Genomic DNA, 17,476 nt, shown 5'->3' on the forward strand with positions numbered 1-17,476 from the left:
GGACCACCCCGATAGGGTTGCCGCGTGGCCCACGACCTGGTGATCGTTGCCAACCGGCTCCCCGTCGACCGCGTCAGGACTCCGGACGGGAGGGCCTCCTGGCGGCGCTCTCCCGGCGGCCTGGTGTCGGCCATCTCGCCGGTCATGCGCGCCCACGACGGCGTGTGGGTCGGCTGGCCCGGTGGCACGGAGCAACGGCTCAAGCCGTTCAAGGACGACGGGCTGTCGCTCGTACCGCTCGCGATGTCGGCCGAGGAGATCGAGGAGCACTACGAGGGCTTCTCCAACGCCACGCTGTGGCCGCTCTACCACGACGTCGTCGCGAAGCCGGAGTTCCACCGCGAGTGGTGGGACACCTACGTCAAGGTGAACCGGCGCTTCGCCGAGAAGGCCGCGGACCTGGCCGCGAAGGGCGCGACCGTGTGGGTCCACGACTACCAGCTGCAGCTGGTGCCGCAGATGCTCCGTGAGCTGCGCCCGGACCTGCGGATCGGGTTCTACCTGCACATCCCGTTCCCGCCCGCGGAGCTCTTCCAGCAGCTGCCGTGGCGCCGCCAGATCCTCGAGGGCCTGCTCGGCGCGGACCTGGTCGGCTTCCAGCTCCCGGGCGCGGCGCAGAACTTCGTGCGGCTGGTCCGCCAGCGGGTCGGCCACAAGACGCACCGCGACCTCGTCTACCTGCCCGACGGCCGAACGGTCCGGGCCGCGGCCTTCCCGATCTCCATCGACGCCGCCGGCTTCGACGACCTCGCCCGCTCCGACAGCGTCACCGAGCGCGCGAAGGCGATCCGCGAGGCGCTCGGCAGCCCGAAGAAGATCTTCCTCGGCATCGACCGGCTCGACTACACCAAGGGCATCTACGCCCGGTTGCGCGCGTTCGGCGAGCTGATCAGCGACGGCAAGCTCGAGGTCGACGACGCCGTCTTCGTCCAGGTCGCCGTGCCGTCGCGGGAGCGGGTCGAGCACTACCGGCAGCTGCGCGACGACATCGAGCGCCTGGTCGGCCGGCTCAACGGCGACCTCGGGCGGATCGGCCGTCCGGCGATCAGCTACCTCCACACGTCCTACCCCCGCGAGGAGATGGCCGCGCTCTACCGCGCCGCCGACGTGATGGTCGTGACGCCGTACCGCGACGGCATGAACCTCGTCGCCAAGGAGTACGTCGCCTGCCGGGTCGAGGACGACGGCGCGCTGGTGCTCTCCGAGTTCGCCGGGGCCGCCGACGAGCTGCGCCAGGCGTGGCTGGTCAACCCCTACGACATGAACGGGATGAAGGCGGCCCTGCTCGAGGCCTACGAGGCGGAGCCGAAGGAGCTCACCCGCCGGATGAGGGCGATGCGCCGCCAGATCCGCCAGCACGACGTGAAGGCGTGGGCCGACAGCTTCATGACCGAGCTGGAGGACAAGGGCCGGGCGCACACCAAGGTGCTGCGACCGGCCGACCGCAGCTGACCGGGAGCTGACCGGGCGCTGACCGGGAGCCGACCGGGGGGCTGACCGGCCCGCCGGACCGTCCACGGAGACGGGCCGCACGACCGCCCGCCGCGCGGTAGCGTTCGCCCATGGATCTGGTGCCCCTGCGCTCGCTGCCCGGCGCTGGCCTGCTCCCCGGACCCGACCAGGTCGTTGCAGCAGCGAGCAACGTCGCCCACAAGGTGCTCTACGGCGGCGTCGCCGACCTCCGGCCGATGCCCCGCACGCTCATCGACGACGGGACGCTGCGGGAGGTCTACCACTACCGCCCGGCCGGCCACGTCCAGGAGAAGGGCGACCCGGTCCTGCTGGTCACCCCGCTCGCGGCGCCGTCGGCCTGCTACGACCTGCGCCGCGGCTGCTCCCTGGTCGAGCACTTCGTGACCGAGGGGCGCCCCACCTACCTCGTGGAGTACGGCGAGGTGTCCTTCCGCGACCGCAACCTCGGCATGGAGCACTGGGTCGACGAGGTGCTGCCGACCGCGATCCGCTCGGTGTCCGAGCACGCCGGCGGTCGTCCCGTCCACGTCATCGGCTGGAGCCTCGGCGGGATCTTCTCGCTGCTGGCGCTGGCCGACCAGCGCTCGGGTGACCTGCCGGTCGCCTCGCTGACCGTGGTCGGCTCCCCCATCGACGTCACCCAGGTGCCGATGCTCGCGCCCTTCCGGCCGCTGCTGAACCTCACGGCCGGCCGCGGGCCGATCACCAAGGGCTACCAGGTGCTCGGCGGCGCACCGAAGCCGCTGGTGAAGTGGGCCTTCCAGCTGACGGCCTTCCAGAAGCTGGTGACCAAGCCGATCGCGCTCGCGACCCACGTCGACGACCGGGAGTTCCTCGCGCAGGTCGAGGCGGTCGACAACTTCACCGCCAACATGATCGCCTACCCCGGCCGGACCTTCGGCCAGCTCTATCACCGCTTCGCGAAGGGCAACCAGCTCGCGAGCGGCACCTTCGACCTCGACGACCGCACCATCGACCTGGCCGACATCCGGGTGCCCGTGCTGGTGTTCGGCGGTGCCACCGACGGGATCGCGCCGGTGCCGGCGGTCCGCGCCGTCGTACCCCTGCTCGAGAACGCGCGCGAGGTGCGCTTCGAGGTCGTGCCCGGTGGCCACCTCGGCATGCTGACCGGCCGCGCGGCGCGCACCACCACGTGGCTGGCGATGGACGAGTGGATCAACCGCTGGTCGACGGACGCCGAGGACGACACCGAGCCAGGTGAGCCGTCCGTGCCGATCGGCACCAACCGCAAGCGCCGCACGAGCTCGTCGGCATCGCGGTCCCTGGCCAGGTGAGCGCCGGGCACCATCCGGCCCCGGGCGGCCGCGGCCTCCGCGTCGGGTACGGCGCCGGCTCGGTCGCGACCGGCGCCTTCGGCACCGTCCCGGGCCTGATCCTGCTGCCCTTCCTCACCGACACCCTCGCCGTGCCGGCCCTGGCCGCCGGCGCCATCGTCTTCCTGCCGAAGGCGTGGGACGTGGTGCTGAACCCGGTCGCGGGGCGGATCAGCGACCGCACGGTCGACCCCCGGGGCCCGCGGCGGCCGTGGCTGCTGCGCGCCGGCGTGCTGCTCGCCGCCTGCTTCGCCCTGCTCTTCGCCGCGCCCGACCTGGGCTCGCGCACCGCCGACGCGGCGTGGGTGCTGGTCGCGTTCCTGGCGTGCGCGACGGCGTACGCCTTCTTCCAGGTGCCCTACGTCGCGATGCCCGCGGAGATCACCGACTCCTACGAGGAGCGGACCCGGCTGATGACGTGGCGCGTCGCGATCCTCGCGTTCACCATCCTGCTCGCCGGCGCCAGCGCCCCCGCGATCCGCGACGCGGTCGGCGGCCGCGACGGCTACCGCGTGATGGGCGTGGCGATGGCCCTGCTGATCCTCACCGGCGCGCTGCTCGCCTACCGCGGCACGCGGGCCGCGCCCGTGGGCGCGGTGGAGGCCGGCGCCGGGACCCTGCGCGACCAGCTGCGCCTGGTCGCGGGCGCCCGCGACTTCCGGCTGCTGCTGACGACCTTCGTGCTGCAGGCACTCGCCACCGGCTGCATGCTCGCCGGGGTCGACTACGTCGCCGGTGACGTCCTCGAGCGCGACGGCGCCGCCACCATCCTCTTCGTCTGCTTCGTCGGCCCCGCCCTCCTGCTCACCCCCGCATGGGCCGCGGTCGGGCAGCGGATCGGGAAGAAGACCGGCTACCTGGTCGCCTCGCTCGTGCTGGCTGCCGGGGCAGCGGCGGTGCTGCCGGCGACGGACGGCCCGACCGTCCTCGTCTTCGTCGCGGTCGGCCTCGTGGGCCTCGGGTACGCCGGCATCCAGGTCTTCCCGCTGGCGATGCTGCCCGACGTGGCGGCGGTCGACGCCCGGGACACCGGCTCGTCGCGCGTCGGCGTCTACACCGGCGTCTGGACCGCCGGGGAGACGCTCGGCCTGGCCCTCGGACCCGGGTTGTTCGCGGTCGTCCTCGCGATCGGCGGCTACCGTTCCAGCGACACCGGCGGCGTGCTGCAGCCCGACTCCGCGGTCACCGCGATCGCCCTCGGTTTCTCCATCCTCCCCGCGGCCCTCGTGCTGGCGAGCCTGTGGTGGCTGCGGGGCTACACGCTCGACGAGACGGAGGTGGACCGCGTTGGCGCCTGACGACCTGCGTGCCCGACTGGCCGCGCTGCAGGCCGACGACCTGCCCGTGCACGGCGGCCGCACCCTGGCCTACGTGTACGACGCCGGGCTGGCCGAGGTGGACGCGCTGGCCCGCGAGGCGGTCGCCGCCTTCGCCGGCAGCAACGGCCTCGACCCGACCGCGTTCCCCAGCCTGCTGGCGATGGAGAACGACCTGGTGGCGTTCGCCCGCCCGCTGGTCGACGGTCCCGACACGATGGTCGGCACGCTGACCTCCGGCGGCACCGAGTCGTGCCTGCTCGCCGTGCAGGGCGCCCGGGACGCCCGGCCCGACGTCACCAGCCCGACCATGGTCGTGCCCGAGACGGTGCACGCCGCCTTCCACAAGGCCGCGCACTACTTCGGGGTCCGCGCGGTCGTGGTGCCGGTCGGGCCGGACCACCGCGCGGACGCCCGGGCCATGGCCGAGGCGATCGACGACAGCACCGTGCTCGTGGTGGCCAGCGCGCCGTCGTACGCGCACGGGGTGGTGGACCCCGTCGCCGAGATCGCTGCGGCTGCCGCCGCCCGCGGCGTCCGCTGCCACGTCGACGCCTGCATCGGCGGCTGGGTGCTGCCGTGGGCGGCGCGGCTGGGCCGCCCGGTGCCGCGGTGGACCTTCGCCGTCGAGGGCGTCACGTCGATCTCGACCGACCTGCACAAGTACGCCTACGCACCCAAGGGCGCGTCGCTGCTGCTGCACCGCACGCCCGAGCTGCGCCGGCCGCAGTACTTCGCGCACGCCGGGTGGCCGGGCTACACGATGCTCAACGCCACGCTGCAGTCGACGCGCTCGGGCGGCCCGGTCGCCGGCGCGTGGGTGACGGTGCGGGCGATCGGCGACGACGGCTACCTCGACCTGACCCGCCGCGCGCTCGAGGCGACCGACCGGATCTGCGCGGGCATCGAGGCCACCGAGGGTCTCAGCCTGGTCGCTACCCCCGACTCGACCCTGGTCGCCGCCGTCGCGGACGGGCCGCTCGACGTGTTCACGGTCTGCGACGAGATGGCGCAGCGCGGGTGGTTCGTGCAGGCGCAGCTGTCCTACGACGGCCAGCCGGCCTCGCTCCACCTCGCGGTCAGCGCTTCGACCGACCCGGCGGGCTTCCTCGACGCCCTCGCAGGGTCGGTGGCCGCGGCGCTCGTCGCCGGGCCGGTGCCGGTCGACGAGGGCGTGGTCGCGCTGCTGCAGACGCTCGACCCGGCGACCCTGGGCGACGCCGAGTTCGACCTGCTGCTGGCGGCCGGCGGGCTCGCCGGCGAGGGCGGCGAGCTCGGCCTGCCGGAGCGGATGGCACCGGTCAACGCGCTCCTCGACGTCGCGCCCCCGCGACTGCGCGAGGCGGTGCTGGTGACCTTCCTGGACCGGCTGGCCCGACCGGCGGAGCTGCCCGCCGAGCAGCCGGGCGGCGCACCCGGCGTCCCGTCCGGGCATGCCCCGTTCGCGGGCGGCGGGTAGTCCCAAAGGACTACCGGACCTCGGCCGGGCACCCGATCCCGGGACCGGTCCCGGTTCCGTAGATTTCTCATCACCGACGCGGACCCCAAGTCCACTGGAGGGAGCCCCACCGGGTCCGGCACCCCATTGCCGGGAGTGCCCCCGGAGGACCAGGACGGCTCGGGTTCCGCGTCGGAGCTACCCCCGCGACACCGGGTGGCGTCCCTGGGAGGGAGAGGGACGGCACCACACGGTGGAGCGGACCGCCGGCGCGAAGGGAGAGCGCGACCGGCGGCGAGAACAGCACCCCGGCCGGGACCCGAGGATGGTGGGTCTGGGGGGACCACGCGCCCGCGGGCGCACTAGGGTTCCGGCCGTGGGTGCTCTCTCCGGACTCGTCGAGAAGGGCCTGATGGCCGCCGACTGGGCCGAGGCGCTGGCGCCGGTCGAGGACCGCGTCGAGGCGCTGGGTCGCTTCCTGCGCGACGAGGTCGCCGCCGGCCGGGCCTGGCAGCCCGCCGGGGACCGGATCTTCCGCGCCTTCCAGCGCCCCCTCGCCGACGTGCGCGTGCTCGTCGTCGGCCAGGACCCCTACCCGAACCCGGCCCACCCGATCGGCCTGTGCTTCGCCGTCGAGCGCAGCGTCCGGCCACTGCCGCCGAGCCTGCGCAACATCTACCAGGAGCTCGCCAACGACGTCGGCGTCGTCCCGCCCGCCCACGGCGACCTCGGCGCCTGGACCGACCAGGGCGTCATGCTGCTCAACCGGGTGCTGACCGTGCGCCCCGGCGAGCCCGGCTCGCACCGCGGCCTGGGCTGGGAGCACGTCACCGCGTGTGCGATCCAGGCCCTCGTCCGGCGTGCCGAGGCCGGTGCCCCGGTCGCGGCGATCCTCTGGGGCAGGGACGCCCAGACCCTCAAGCCGCACCTCGGCCCCATCCCGTGGGTCGAGTCCGTGCACCCCTCCCCGCTCTCGGCCCACCGCGGGTTCTTCGGCTCCCGACCGTTCAGCCGGGTCAACCACCTGCTCGTCGACCTCGGCGCCGAGCCGGTGGACTGGACCCTGCCGGACTGAGGGCGGGCTGAGGGCCGGGCTGACCCTGGGGTCTGGCTGGGGTCGCCGGGGCTGCAGGAATCCCCGGCTGAGCGGGGATTCCCGCGCTTGATGACGGTTGCAACGGCCAGCAAGCGCGAGAAGACGTCATCAAGCTCCGTCGTACGACGCCAGCCGGGTCGGGTGGCCCGGCTCACCCTTGCCAGCGACGTGCGTCCGGAATAAAGTTGAAGTCTCAACTAGTTGGGACGGACATGAGCACTGACACCACCACCCCCGGCACCCCGGCCGACCGGATGCCCGCCCTCTACATCGGGCACGGCGCGCCGCCGCTGCTCGACGACCCGGTGTGGTCGGGCCAGCTGCGCACCTGGGCCCGGGACCTGCCGCGCCCGAAGGCGATCCTCATCGTCAGCGCGCACTGGGAGTCCGCTCCCCTGTCGCTCAGCGCGAGCCACGCGCCGCTCGTCTACGACTTCGGCGGCTTCGCGCCGAAGTACTACCAGATGACCTACGAGACGCCCGACGCCTCGGACCTGGCCCGCCGGATCGCCGCGACCATGCCGCGCACCGAGCCGGTCCACCAGCACCGCTCGCGCGGGCTCGACCACGGCGCGTGGGTGCCGCTGAAGATCATGTACCCCCAGGGCGACATCCCGGTGCTGCAGATGTCGATGCCGACCCACGACCCGGGCCGGCTGATGGAGATCGGCCGCCGCCTGCGCCCGTTGCGCGACGAGGGCGTGCTCATCATCGGCTCCGGCTTCCTCACCCACGGCCTGCCCTTCCTCCGGGAGTTCCGGATCGAGGCCGCCGCCCCCGGCTGGTCGAAGGACTTCGACGCCTGGGCCGGCGAGGCGCTCGCCCGCGGCGACGTCGACGAGCTGGCGTCGTACCGCGACAAGGCGCCGGGCATGCCCTACGCGCACCCCACCGTCGAGCACTACAGCCCGCTCTTCGTCACCCTCGGCGCCGCGACCGACCCCGCCACGCCGGGCGAGCAGGTCATCCGCGACGAGTTCTGGATGGGCCTGTCCAAGCGGTCGCTGCAGGTCGCCTGACCCGGCCCGACGACACCTGCAGGAATCCCCGCCCAGGCGGGGATTCCTGCGCTTGTCGACGTTTGCAACGGCCGACAACCGCGAGAAGACGTCAGCAACCTCCCCCGCCGTCGGTACGACGACGGCTCAGCCGCGCTGCAGGCGTGCCCGCAGCCGGGCGACCTCGGCCTCGAGCTCGAGCACCTTGGCGATCCCGGCGAGGTTGAGGCCCTCGGCGAGCAGGTCGCGGATGCGGTGCAGGGTCTCGATGTCGGCCGGGCTGTAGAGCCGGGTGCCGCCGGCGCTGCGCTCGGGGCACAGCAGCCCGCGCCGCTCGTAGACCCGGATGTTCTGCACCTGCAGCGAGGTCATGTCGGCAGCGACCGAGATGGCGTAGACGCCCCGCGTGCGCGCCCTGGCCGACCCGCGCGCCATTGCGACTTGATCCACGGGAACAGATTATCTATAACGTTCGTTACAGGTCAATGAAGCGGCCGGCACCGTGCCGGCGAACCTCGAGAGGAGACATGTCATGTTGCTGCGCACCACCGACCCGTTCCGCGACTTCGACCGGCTGACCAGCCAGCTCCTGGGTTCGGCCCTGGGCACCACGAACCGGCCGGCCGTGATGCCGATGGACGCCTGGCGGCAGGGTGACGAGTTCGTGCTCGAGTTCGACCTGCCCGGCGTGAGCCGGGAGAGCATCGACATCGACGTCGAGCGGAACGTGCTGACGATCAAGGCCGAGCGCGTCATGGGCAACGGCGACTGGCAGCGGCTCGCGTCCGAGCGCGTCCACGGCCAGTTCTCGCGCCAGCTCGTCCTCGGCGACAACCTCGACCTCGAGCGGATCGACGCCAGCTACGACAACGGCGTGCTCCGCATGGTCATCCCGGTCGCCGAGCGCGCGAAGTCGCGCAAGATCGAGATCAGCGGTGGCCAGGCCACCGAGCAGCGGACCGAGGCCATCGAGGCCTGACGGACCCTCGTCCCCGGGGCGGCACCCCGGGGCTCCTGGTGGGTGGGAGACAGGGACGGCCGGCGCGGTCACCGCGCCGGCCGTCCCGTGCCAGTTCCCTCGCCGGCCCTGCGTGCGCAGGGCGGCGGGCCGCGTCAGCGCACCCGCAGCTTCTTCATCAGCTTCAGCGACGACAGCATCTGCTTGACGTAGGCGTCGTAGTCCTGGCCCGGGCGGGCGCCCATGACCTGCTTCTTCAGCACCGCGACGTTCTTGGCGTCGGTGTACTTCAGCAGGCCCTGGTCTCCGTGGCGGGCGCCGACGCCGGAGTTCTTCACCCCACCCGACGGCGAGCCCTTGGAGGCGTACGCCGTCGCGAGCGCGTCGTTGATGTTGACGTTGCCCGACTCGATCCGCGCGGCCACCGCCTGGGCGCGCTTGAGGTCGCCGCTCCAGACCGAGGCGTTGAGGCCGTAGTCGGTGTCGTTGGCGAGGTGGATCGCCTCGTCGACCGTGCGGTAGCGGTGCAGCGCCACCACGGGGCCGAAGGTCTCCGTGACGCCGCAGACCATGTCCGTGGTGACGCCCTCGAGCACGGTCGGCTCGAAGAACGCCGGCCCGACGTCGGGGCGCGCCCGGCCGCCGGTGAGCACCGTGGCGCCCTTGGCGACGGCGTCCTCGACGTGCGAGGCGACCCGCTCCTTGTGGTCCGGGGAGACCAGCGAGCCGAGCTCCGGGCCGAAGTCGTACGCCGCCCCCATGGTCAGCGTCGAGGCGCGCTCGACGAACGCGGCCTTCAGCTCGTCGTACCGGCTGTCGGGGAGGTAGATCCGCTCGATGTGCATGCAGATCTGGCCGGTGTTGCCGAAGACGCCGAACGACGCCGACTCCACCCACTCCTCGACGTCGACGTCGTCGAGCACGATCATCGGGTTCTTGCCGCCGAGCTCGAGGCAGCAGCCGATGAGGTTGCGGCCGGCGCGCTCACCGATGACGCGACCGGTCGCGGTCGAGCCGGTGAACATGATGTAGTCCGCGTTGTCGATCAGCGTCGGGCCCACGTCGGGGCCCTCGCCGCAGACGACCTGGAACAGGCCCTTGGGCAGGCCCGCCTCCTCGAGCAGCGAGATGCCGAAAAGCGGCGAGAGCGCCGTCTTGTTGTCCGGCTTCACCACGACCGCGTTGCCGGCCATCAGCGCCGGGATCGCGTCCGACAGGCCCGTCGCGAACGGGAAGTTCCACGGGGCGATGATCCCGACGACGCCCTTGGGGACGCGGACCTCGGTCGAGGAGGACACGAACGGCACCGGGCCGCCGTGCTTCCTCGGCGCGAGCAGCTTCGCCGCCCGCTTGAGGTAGTAGCTGATGATCATCGGCGGGTCGCAGGTCTCCTCGATGGCCATCCGCCGGTTCTTGCCGCTCTCGGCCTGGATCAGGTCGGCAGTGGTGTGGGCGTTGTCGACCAGCAGCGTGTGCGCGCGGTCGAACACCTCCAACCGCTTCTCCACCGGCCACCGCGCCCACAGGCGCTGCGCCTCGCGGGCCTCCTCGAAGGCGGCCTCGATGTCCTCGGGGGACGACTGCGGCAGCTCGACGAGGACGTCACCGGTGTAGACCTCGGTGAGCTTCCACGTGTTGCCGGTGGAGCCGCGGACCCGGCCCACGAGGCGCTGCAGCAGGTCCTCGGTGATGCTCGCCGGACGGCGTACGTCGGCACCCGTGCCGAGGACGCGGCGCTCGTCGCCGGTCACCAGTCCGCCCCGCCCAGGATGAGCTCGGCGGCCTTCTCGCCGATCATGTAGCACGGCGCGTTGGTGTTGCCGCCGGTGATGCTCGGCATGATCGAGGCGTCCGCGACGCGCAGGCCCTCGATGCCGCGCACCTTGAGGTCCGGCCCGACGACCGCACGGTCGTCCACGCCCATCCGGCAGGTGCCGACGCCGTGGTAGACCGACGTCGAGCGCTCCTTGAGCGCGATCCGCAGCTCCTTGCCGTTCGGGATCGACGGACCGGGGTGGATCTCGGCCTTCACCGAGCCACCGAAGGCGGCCGACGCCATGATCTCGCGGATCATCTCGGTGCCCTGGGCGAGGACCTCGACGTCGTCGGGGTGCTGGAAGAAGCCGTAGTCGATGAGCGGCGCGGCCATCGGGTCGGCGGACGCGAGGCGGATCGTGCCGCGACTCTTGGGGTAGATCAGCGTCGAGAAGACGGTCAGGCCCGGGCGCGGGTCGGGCATGTGCCGGATCGGCTCGTCCTGGTTGGGGCTCGGGTAGGTCCACGGCAGCGCGTGCAGCTGGATGTCCGGGACGTCGGCGGCGAGGCTGGAGCGGACGAAGCCGACCGACTCGAAGACCGAGTTGTCGAGGAAGGACTTGCGACCGGCGAGGTTGCGGGCCGTCCCCTTCGCGAAGGTCCAGGGGTTGCCCTTGCGGGTGATGGTCGGGATGTGGAACGACAGCGGGTGGAACAGGTGGTCGTGCAGGTTGTCACCGACCGGCAGGTCCGCGACCACGTCGATGCCGAGCGAGGACAGGTGGTCCGCGGGGCCGACACCGGAGAGCATCAGCAGCTGCGGGCTGTTGATGAAGCCGGCAGAGAGGACGACCTCCTTGCCTGCCTTGATGAAGCGGTGGGTGCCGCCCTTGCGGCCCTGGTCGACGACCTCGACGCCGGTGGCGCGACCGTCCTTGATGACGACCCTGGTCACGTGGACCTCGGTCTGGAACTCCAGGGTGCGCGGCGCGAGGTGGTGCACGTAGCCGCGGGTCGAGGAGTAGCGCAGGCCGTCGGCAGCGTTCTGCTGCATCCGGGCGATGCCCTCCTGCTCGGCGGCGTTGTAGTCGTCGAGGACCTTCACGCCGAGGGTGTCGGCGGTCGCCTGGATGAACTGCAGGGTGGCTTCCTGCGGCGTCTTGTTGCGGGTGATCTTGATCGGGCCGCCGGCGCCGCGGAACTCGTTCTCGCCGTCCTCGAAGTCCTCGTAGCGCTTGAACGCGGCGTTGACGGAGTCGGCGTCCCAGCCGGTGTTGCCCTCGGCGGCCCAGGAGTCGTAGTTGGCGCGGTTGCCGCGCACGTAGACCATGCCGTTGACCGACGACGAGCCGCCGCCGATCTTGCCGCGCGGAGCCGGCATCCGGCGGCCGTCGAGGCCGGGCTGCGGCACGGAGCGGTAGCCCCAGTCGAAGAGCCGCTCCAGCTTCGGCTCGGAGTGCATCGGGCCGATCATCCCGGGCACCTTCGCCATGTAGCCGTGCAGGCCCTTGTCGTCGGACGGACCGGCCTCGAGCAGGATCACGCTCGCCCCGGACTGCGCGAGGCGACCCGCCACGATGGCCCCGGAGCTGCCCGACCCGACGACGACGTAGTCGGCTTCACTGCTGTACGACGGGCGCTTGGCCATGGGGGCATCCATCCTTCGATCTGTGACGTGCGTCATTGGCGACGGCTCACTGTAACGCGTTCTAGTTCTTTCACGAAAGGGTTTCACATTTCGTGATCTCCGGCGCTGGCGGGAGGATGGACCCGTGCGGATCCTGTCCATCCAGTCCTCGGTCGCCTACGGCCACGTCGGCAACTCGGCCGCCGTGTTCCCCCTCCAGCGCCTCGGGCACGAGGTGTGGCCGGTGTTCACCGTCCACTTCTCCAACCACACCGGGTACGGCGCCTGGCGTGGCCCGCTGCTCGACCCGGCCGACGTCGCCGACGTGATCACGGGCATCGAGGAGCGCGGCGTGCTCCCCGGCTGCGACGCGGTGCTCTCCGGCTACCAGGGCTCCCCCGCGGTCGCCGGCGTGATCGTCGACGCCGTGCAGCGGGTCAAGGCCGCGAACCCGGCGGCGTCGTACACCTGCGACCCGGTGATGGGCAACGCGAAGTCCGGCTGCTTCGTGAACCCGGAGATCCCGCCGATCATCCGCGAGAAGGTCGTGCCGGTCGCCGACATCCTCACCCCGAACCAGTTCGAGCTCGGTTTCATCACCGGCCGCGACACCCTCGGCTCCCCCGCCCCGATCGAGGCGGTGCTCGAGGCCGCCGACGAGGTCCGTGCGATGGGCCCCGCCACGATCCTGGTGACCTCGGTCGAGCGTGCCGACGCCCCCGCGGACGTCATCGAGATGGTCGCCGTCACCGGCGAGGGCGCGTGGATCGTGCAGACCCCGCGGCTGCCGATGAAGGCCAACGGCTCCGGCGACATCACCGCCGCCCTGTTCACCGCCCACCTGCACAGCACCGGCTCCCCCGCCACCGCGCTGAGCCGCACCGTCGCGTCCGTGTACGACGTGCTCGCAATGACCCTCGAGTCCGGCGAGCGCGAGCTGCGGCTCATCGACGCCCAGGAGGCGATCGCCCACCCGCAGGAGCGGTTCGAGGCCCGCCGCCTGCGCTGACTAGGATTGGCGCGCGCTCCGAGGAGTGCACGCCGCGTTAGCTCAGTTGGCAGAGCGTCGCCCTTGTAATGCGAATGTCGTCGGTTCGACTCCGACACGCGGCTCCACGCCCGTCCGGCCTCCCGCTGTCAGGCAGCAGCCGCCGGGACGCGCGGCTTGCGCCGGGTGAGCAGCACGCCGACGACGCACAGCGCGCCGCCGAGGAAGGCCAGTGGGGGCGGGACCTCGTCGAGCAGGGCCCACGCCATGACCGCGGCGATGACCGGCACCAGGAAGGTGGTCAGCGACTGCTTGCCGGCGTCGGTGTGGCGCAGCGCGAAGGCCCAGGTGCTGAAGGCGACGGCGGTCGGGAAGACGCCCAGGTAGGCGATGAGCAGCAGGGTCTCGGTGCTGCCCGTGCTCAGGACGTCGCCGAGGTCGCCGAGCCACGGCAGGCAGACCAGCGCGCCGATCCAGCAGGCGTAGCAGGTGACCTCGAGGCCGGAGAGCCGGCACAGCAGGACCTTCTGGCAGACCACGCCGACGGCGTACGTCGCGGCGGCGAGCAGGGCCAGCAGCACGCCCGCCAGGTCGGAGCCACCGTCGCCGCGCATGGCGCTGCCGATGATGACCACGCCGCCGAAGGCGACCGCCATCCCCAGCAGCAGCCAGCCGGTCAGCCGCTCGCCGAGGAAGAGGCCGGCGAGCAGGGCGATGAGGATCGGGCCGACCTGCACCACCATCGCGGCGGTGGCGGCGTCGATGCGTCGCTCGGCGTCGTTGAGGGCGAGGTTGTAGACGCCGAACCACGCGACGCCGCAGCAGGCCAGGAGCACCAGCTCGGTGCGGGTGAACCGGTGGCGCGGCGCCCGCACCAGGAGCGCCGACAGCACGACGGCGGCGATGAGCAACCGGCCCAGGGACAGCGCGCCGGGGGTGACCTCGTGACCGAGGTGCCGGATCGCGACGAAGGCCGAGGCCCAGAAGACCAGGGTGACGCCGAGCGCGGCGACCGGCTGCCAGGCCGGCGGGCCGGTGACCTCGGTGCCGTCGGTGCCGTCGGGTGCGGTGTCGGTGGCAGGCGAGGTCACCTGACGAATCTAGGGGGCACCACCACGTCGCAGCACCCGGTTTTCGGCCACCCTTCGTCGACATGCGGTCATCCGCGACTCCAGCCGCGACGCACCGATGAGTGTCGGGCGGCTGACTAGTCTCAGGTGCGTGGACCTCCCCGTGATGCCGCCCGTGCAGCCGATGCTCGCCAAGTCCGTGTCGGGCGTGCCCGACCCGGCGAAGGTGGACCCGCAGGGGCTGAGCTTCGAGCCGAAGTGGGACGGCTTCCGCTGCATCCTGTTCCGCGACGGCGACGAGGTGGAGCTGGCGAGCCGCAACACCAAGCCGCTGACCCGCTACTTCCCCGAGCTCGTCGAGGCCGCCCGGGCCGAGCTGCCCGAGCGGTGCGTGCTGGACGGCGAGATCTTCGTGGCGCTCGACGGCGAGGACGGCAAGGGCCGCCTCCAGTTCGAGGTCCTGCAGGAGCGCATCCACCCGGCCGCGTCGCGGATCACGATGCTGTCGGAGACGACGCCGGCGGACTTCGTCGCCTTCGACCTGCTGGCGCTGGGCGACGAGTCGTACGTCGACCGACCGTTCGCCGAGCGGCGCGCGGCCCTCGAGCAGGCGCTGGCCCACCTCGGCGCGACGGGCGGGCGCTGCCACCTGACCCGCACCAGCACCGACCCGGCCGTCGCCGAGGAGTGGTTCCACCAGTTCGAGGGCGCCGGCCTCGACGGCGTCGTCGCGAAGCCGATGAGTGCGCCGTACGCGCAGAACGCCCGCACGATGCTGAAGATCAAGCACGAGCGCACCGCCGACGTGGTGCTCGCCGGCTACCGCGAGCACAAGACGAGCACGCCCGAGAACCCATTGATCGGCAGCCTCCTGCTGGGGCTCTACCAGGACGGCGAGCTGCAGCACGTGGGGGTGAGCGCGAGCTTCACCGCGAAGCGGCGCGCCGAGCTGTGGCAGGAGCTGCAGCCGCTGGTCTGCCCGATCGAGGAGCACCCGTGGGGGCGGTGGCAGGAGTTCCTCGTCGCCAACCCGGGCCGCCAGCCCGGCACGCAGAGCCGCTGGAGCCAGGGCAAGGACCTCTCCTTCACCCCGCTGCGCCCCGAGCGGGTGATCGAGGTGAAGTACGACGCCATGGAGGGCCCGCGCTTCCGGCACACCGCGCACTTCAAGCGCTGGCGGAACGACCGTGACCCGGAGTCCTGCGGTTACGAGCAGCTCGAGCAGCCGGTGCGCTACGACCTGGCCGACGTGCTGGGCGGCTGATCCTCGACCCGCGCCCGGCGGCGCGGCAGGATGGTGGCATGACCACCGAGCCCGCTCCGCGCGAGGAGCCGTACGACGTCGTCCTGCTGGTCGAGCAGGCGCTGACTGCCGCGGACGCCGAACAGGTCCGGAGCCTCCACGTCGAGCTGGACGACGACCCGACCATCGAGGTCGTCTACCACGTGCTGCTGCCGATGGCCGACGCCGCCGCAGCCGTCGAGGCCTCCCTCGGGGTGATCGGCGGGGCCGACCTGATCGCTCCCCCGATCACGCCCTCGCCGGACGAGATCGACCACCTGCGCGAGGAGTACCGCGAGCAGGCCGACCGCGACCTCGCCACCACCGCCGACGTCCTCGCAGCGACCGGCGCGCACGTGGCGAGCCGCTGCATCGTGACCGACCCGCCCGTGGACGCGCTGATCCGCAAGGTCCGGGAGGTCGACGGGCGCGAGGCGATCATCCTCACCCGCCCGCACCTGGTGGCCGAGTTCTTCCACGTCGACTGGACCTCGCGGGCGCGCCGCAAGCTCGGCGTCCCGGTGCTGCACCTGCTCGAGCACGAGGCACCCGCGGCCCAGGCGGGCGGCGGGGAGGGCGTCACCGGCGCCTGAGGGCCTGTGACCCGCGCCGCCGGCCGGGCCACGTAACGGCAGCCGGCGCGCGGTCGTTGACCCGGCATGGTCACCGCACGCGAGCTCCGGAGCAAGGTCGTCGACACGATCGACGGGGCGCCGCTGGAGCCGCTGCGCATCGAGCTCGTCATCGAGCTGTGCCGCTGGACGCTCGCCGAGGTCCCGGCCCTGGGCCTCCCCCACCTCGGCCGCACCACCCGCACCGCGCTCCAGCTGCTGCTCGCCGAGGCCGTGCCCGAGCTGCCCGCCGGCGCGCGCGACGAGCTGGCCCGCTCCTGCGAGGTCGTCGCGGTGCGCGGCGCCGGCCACCCCGGCTGACACCCTCGGTCAGGTGCCCTCGATGCGGTTGCCGTCCTCGTCCCAGTGCTCGGCGACCTTCTTGCTGGGCTGCACCCGCGGCGGCTCGCCCGGCATCTTCGGGGTGCCTACCGTGAAAGCGCTGTGCGACTGAGCGGAACAAGCGGGCCGTAGGACAAGCGCTGTGGGTCAGGTTATCGGGTGAGATCCGAGGTCCCAATGAAGCTCGTTACCGCACTGGTCCTCGTGACCATCTTCGCCGCAGTCATGGCGACCTGCCTGCTGCTCGCCTCCTCGATGGAGTCCGAGCCGCTGATCGAGCGCGTCGACCACTCGATCGCCCGAGCCACCGGGGACGCGTCGTGAACGCGCTCCCGTTCTCGCCGCTGACGCGCGACGAGCTCTACCGCCGGCAGGACCTGGCCCTCGAGGAGGCTGGCCTCGCGATGGTGTGCGCACACAGGCACCCGGAGGGGCGGGACTGGCACGTCGACCGAGGTGCCGAGCACGTCGCCGCCTACGAGGAGTTCTTTGCCGCGTCGACCGCGAGGAGGGGTGCCCTTCGCTGAATCCTCCAGAAACGGGCACGCGAAGCCAGACCTCGGCTTAGCGTGGCCCCCTCGCCAGCCTCAGGGGCGGTTGCCGCCGTCCTCTCGACTCAGAGAAAACCAGAACGGCCCCGCCGGAGTTGCCGCTCCAACGGGGCCCAGGTCCCACAAGGGGAAAGAATGAACACCACAGAACGTACTACGGGTATGCCTGAAATGGAAGGCCCCCTCCGCCCGCCCGTCCTCGCGATCCCGCCGGGCGTGCGGCCGACGATCGTCTGTCCCGACTGGTGCACCGAGGGGTACGACGCACACGTGGCCGACCTCGGCCAGTGGGAAGGGCTCGTCATCCACCGCTCGACCGAGGGGCCGGTCTGGCACAGCCGGGTCGCCTACCCCGACGGCACCCCGGACCAGACCGAGGAGCCGCTGATCCAGGTGACGCACCCGCGCGCGGAGGACGGCATGACCATCGAGCAGGCCCGCGAGCTGCTGGAGGCCCTGTCTGCGGCGATCGAGGAGGCATCGCGATGAGCGCTCTCGAGCGCAGCTGGGGCGCACCGCAGCGGGACCACCTCCGGGCTGTCGCCTCGATCGAGTGCGATCAGGCGGCAGCGATCCTGCGGGACCACTCCCCCCGAGAGCTGACCTCCACAGAGATCGGCAAGCTCTACCGTGCAGT

The 17,476-nt window shown here is 72.2% G+C and carries 18 protein-coding genes and 1 tRNA gene; 15 read left to right on the forward strand and 4 right to left on the reverse strand.

Annotated elements, in window-relative coordinates; translation table 11 throughout:
* Positions 1-24 precede the first annotated feature (24 nt).
* The 6 genes from NOCJ54_RS0118745 (at position 25) to NOCJ54_RS0118770 (ending at position 7,676) form a co-directional block, all read left to right on the forward strand.
* Positions 25-1,452, forward strand: a complete 1,428-nt coding sequence (locus tag NOCJ54_RS0118745) for an alpha,alpha-trehalose-phosphate synthase (UDP-forming) (protein ID WP_028656721.1) — start codon at positions 25-27, stop codon at positions 1,450-1,452.
* A gap of 110 nt (positions 1,453-1,562) precedes the next feature.
* Positions 1,563-2,768 carry an alpha/beta fold hydrolase gene (locus tag NOCJ54_RS26900; protein ID WP_084255442.1) on the forward strand — a complete coding sequence of 402 codons (1,206 nt, stop codon included), beginning with the start codon at positions 1,563-1,565 and terminating at the stop codon, positions 2,766-2,768.
* Complete coding sequence (locus NOCJ54_RS26905) at positions 2,765-4,105, forward strand: MFS transporter (protein WP_036518670.1); 1,341 nt, start codon at positions 2,765-2,767, stop codon at positions 4,103-4,105. Before NOCJ54_RS26900 ends, NOCJ54_RS26905 begins: the two co-directional genes overlap by 4 nt.
* On the forward strand, positions 4,095-5,582 hold the full coding sequence (locus tag NOCJ54_RS26910; RefSeq protein WP_084255444.1) for a pyridoxal phosphate-dependent decarboxylase family protein: 1,488 nt from the start codon (positions 4,095-4,097) through the stop codon (positions 5,580-5,582). The genes NOCJ54_RS26905 and NOCJ54_RS26910 overlap by 11 nt, the downstream gene beginning before the upstream one ends.
* Before the next feature lie 391 nt (positions 5,583-5,973).
* Positions 5,974-6,636: a uracil-DNA glycosylase gene (locus NOCJ54_RS0118765; RefSeq protein WP_198020270.1), complete on the forward strand. Its 663-nt coding sequence runs from the start codon at positions 5,974-5,976 to the stop codon at positions 6,634-6,636.
* A gap of 233 nt (positions 6,637-6,869) precedes the next feature.
* A complete protein-coding gene (locus NOCJ54_RS0118770; RefSeq protein ID WP_232221832.1) occupies positions 6,870-7,676 on the forward strand; it encodes a dioxygenase family protein in 807 nt (268 codons plus the stop codon).
* Positions 7,677-7,802: 126 nt separating this feature from the next.
* Here NOCJ54_RS0118770 and NOCJ54_RS0118775 read toward each other — a convergent pair whose 3' ends face one another.
* Complete coding sequence (locus NOCJ54_RS0118775; protein WP_232221833.1) at positions 7,803-8,105, reverse strand: MerR family transcriptional regulator; 303 nt, start codon at positions 8,103-8,105, stop codon at positions 7,803-7,805.
* Positions 8,106-8,187: 82 nt separating this feature from the next.
* On the opposite strand from NOCJ54_RS0118775, the gene NOCJ54_RS0118780 reads away from it, so the two are divergent.
* Positions 8,188-8,634 carry an Hsp20/alpha crystallin family protein gene (locus NOCJ54_RS0118780; protein ID WP_028656725.1) on the forward strand — a complete coding sequence of 149 codons (447 nt, stop codon included), beginning with the start codon at positions 8,188-8,190 and terminating at the stop codon, positions 8,632-8,634.
* A gap of 134 nt (positions 8,635-8,768) precedes the next feature.
* Here NOCJ54_RS0118780 and NOCJ54_RS0118785 read toward each other — a convergent pair whose 3' ends face one another.
* Both NOCJ54_RS0118785 and NOCJ54_RS0118790 read right to left on the reverse strand, forming a co-directional pair.
* Positions 8,769-10,364, reverse strand: coding sequence for a succinic semialdehyde dehydrogenase (locus NOCJ54_RS0118785; RefSeq protein WP_051486077.1), 1,596 nt, complete (start codon positions 10,362-10,364; stop codon positions 8,769-8,771).
* Complete coding sequence (locus NOCJ54_RS0118790) at positions 10,361-12,016, reverse strand: GMC family oxidoreductase (protein ID WP_028656727.1); 1,656 nt, start codon at positions 12,014-12,016, stop codon at positions 10,361-10,363. The genes NOCJ54_RS0118785 and NOCJ54_RS0118790 overlap by 4 nt, the downstream gene beginning before the upstream one ends.
* 124 nt (positions 12,017-12,140) lie before the next feature.
* Here NOCJ54_RS0118790 and pdxY point away from each other — a divergent pair, with 124 nt between their 5' ends.
* Together pdxY and NOCJ54_RS0118800 are read left to right on the forward strand one after the other, a co-directional pair.
* Positions 12,141-13,004, forward strand: coding sequence for a pyridoxal kinase PdxY (gene pdxY / locus NOCJ54_RS0118795; protein WP_028656728.1), 864 nt, complete (start codon positions 12,141-12,143; stop codon positions 13,002-13,004).
* Positions 13,005-13,035: 31 nt separating this feature from the next.
* Positions 13,036-13,111: transfer RNA gene (locus tag NOCJ54_RS0118800), tRNA-Thr, on the forward strand.
* Between the two features lie 21 nt (positions 13,112-13,132).
* Here NOCJ54_RS0118800 and NOCJ54_RS26915 read toward each other — a convergent pair.
* Positions 13,133-14,074: a DMT family transporter gene (locus NOCJ54_RS26915; RefSeq protein ID WP_036518672.1), complete on the reverse strand. Its 942-nt coding sequence runs from the start codon at positions 14,072-14,074 to the stop codon at positions 13,133-13,135.
* 130 nt (positions 14,075-14,204) lie between these two features.
* Between NOCJ54_RS26915 and NOCJ54_RS0118810 the strand changes: the two genes are divergently transcribed.
* The 6 genes from NOCJ54_RS0118810 to NOCJ54_RS0118840 all read left to right on the forward strand — a co-directional run bounded on the left by NOCJ54_RS0118810 (position 14,205) and on the right by NOCJ54_RS0118840 (position 17,328).
* Positions 14,205-15,317 carry an ATP-dependent DNA ligase gene (locus tag NOCJ54_RS0118810; RefSeq protein WP_028656729.1) on the forward strand — a complete coding sequence of 371 codons (1,113 nt, stop codon included), beginning with the start codon at positions 14,205-14,207 and terminating at the stop codon, positions 15,315-15,317.
* A gap of 38 nt (positions 15,318-15,355) precedes the next feature.
* A complete protein-coding gene (locus NOCJ54_RS0118815; protein ID WP_028656730.1) occupies positions 15,356-15,928 on the forward strand; it encodes a hypothetical protein in 573 nt (190 codons plus the stop codon).
* A gap of 66 nt (positions 15,929-15,994) precedes the next feature.
* A complete protein-coding gene (locus NOCJ54_RS0118820) occupies positions 15,995-16,267 on the forward strand; it encodes a hypothetical protein (protein ID WP_028656731.1) in 273 nt (90 codons plus the stop codon).
* A 198-nt stretch (positions 16,268-16,465) separates the two neighbouring features.
* Positions 16,466-16,612, forward strand: a complete 147-nt coding sequence (locus NOCJ54_RS29575) for a hypothetical protein (protein ID WP_157514968.1) — start codon at positions 16,466-16,468, stop codon at positions 16,610-16,612.
* Positions 16,609-16,815, forward strand: a complete 207-nt coding sequence (locus NOCJ54_RS0118835) for a hypothetical protein (RefSeq protein WP_028656732.1) — start codon at positions 16,609-16,611, stop codon at positions 16,813-16,815. Before NOCJ54_RS29575 ends, NOCJ54_RS0118835 begins: the two co-directional genes overlap by 4 nt.
* Before the next feature lie 195 nt (positions 16,816-17,010).
* On the forward strand, positions 17,011-17,328 hold the full coding sequence (locus NOCJ54_RS0118840) for a hypothetical protein (protein WP_028656733.1): 318 nt from the start codon (positions 17,011-17,013) through the stop codon (positions 17,326-17,328).
* Positions 17,329-17,476 lie beyond the last annotated feature (148 nt).

Origin of the sequence: Nocardioides sp. J54, from assembly GCF_000519005.1 — a bacterium.
In the GTDB taxonomy this organism is placed as follows: domain Bacteria; phylum Actinomycetota; class Actinomycetes; order Propionibacteriales; family Nocardioidaceae; genus Nocardioides.

Excerpts from the sequence above, each read along its gene's own strand:
- NOCJ54_RS26900 (WP_084255442.1), top strand. The coding sequence starts at position 1,563 with ATGGATCTGGTGCCCCTGCGCTCGCTGCCCGGCGCTGGCCTGCTCCCC.
- NOCJ54_RS0118765 (WP_198020270.1), top strand. The coding sequence starts at position 5,974 with ATGGCCGCCGACTGGGCCGAGGCGCTGGCGCCGGTCGAGGACCGCGTC.
- NOCJ54_RS0118770 (WP_232221832.1), top strand. The coding sequence starts at position 6,870 with ATGAGCACTGACACCACCACCCCCGGCACCCCGGCCGACCGGATGCCC.
- NOCJ54_RS0118780 (WP_028656725.1), top strand. The coding sequence starts at position 8,188 with ATGTTGCTGCGCACCACCGACCCGTTCCGCGACTTCGACCGGCTGACC.
- NOCJ54_RS0118790 (WP_028656727.1), bottom strand. The coding sequence starts at position 12,016 with ATGGCCAAGCGCCCGTCGTACAGCAGTGAAGCCGACTACGTCGTCGTC.
- NOCJ54_RS0118815 (WP_028656730.1), top strand. The coding sequence starts at position 15,356 with ATGACCACCGAGCCCGCTCCGCGCGAGGAGCCGTACGACGTCGTCCTG.
- NOCJ54_RS0118820 (WP_028656731.1), top strand. The coding sequence starts at position 15,995 with ATGGTCACCGCACGCGAGCTCCGGAGCAAGGTCGTCGACACGATCGAC.
- NOCJ54_RS29575 (WP_157514968.1), top strand. The coding sequence starts at position 16,466 with ATGAAGCTCGTTACCGCACTGGTCCTCGTGACCATCTTCGCCGCAGTC.
- NOCJ54_RS0118840 (WP_028656733.1), top strand. The coding sequence starts at position 17,011 with ATGGAAGGCCCCCTCCGCCCGCCCGTCCTCGCGATCCCGCCGGGCGTG.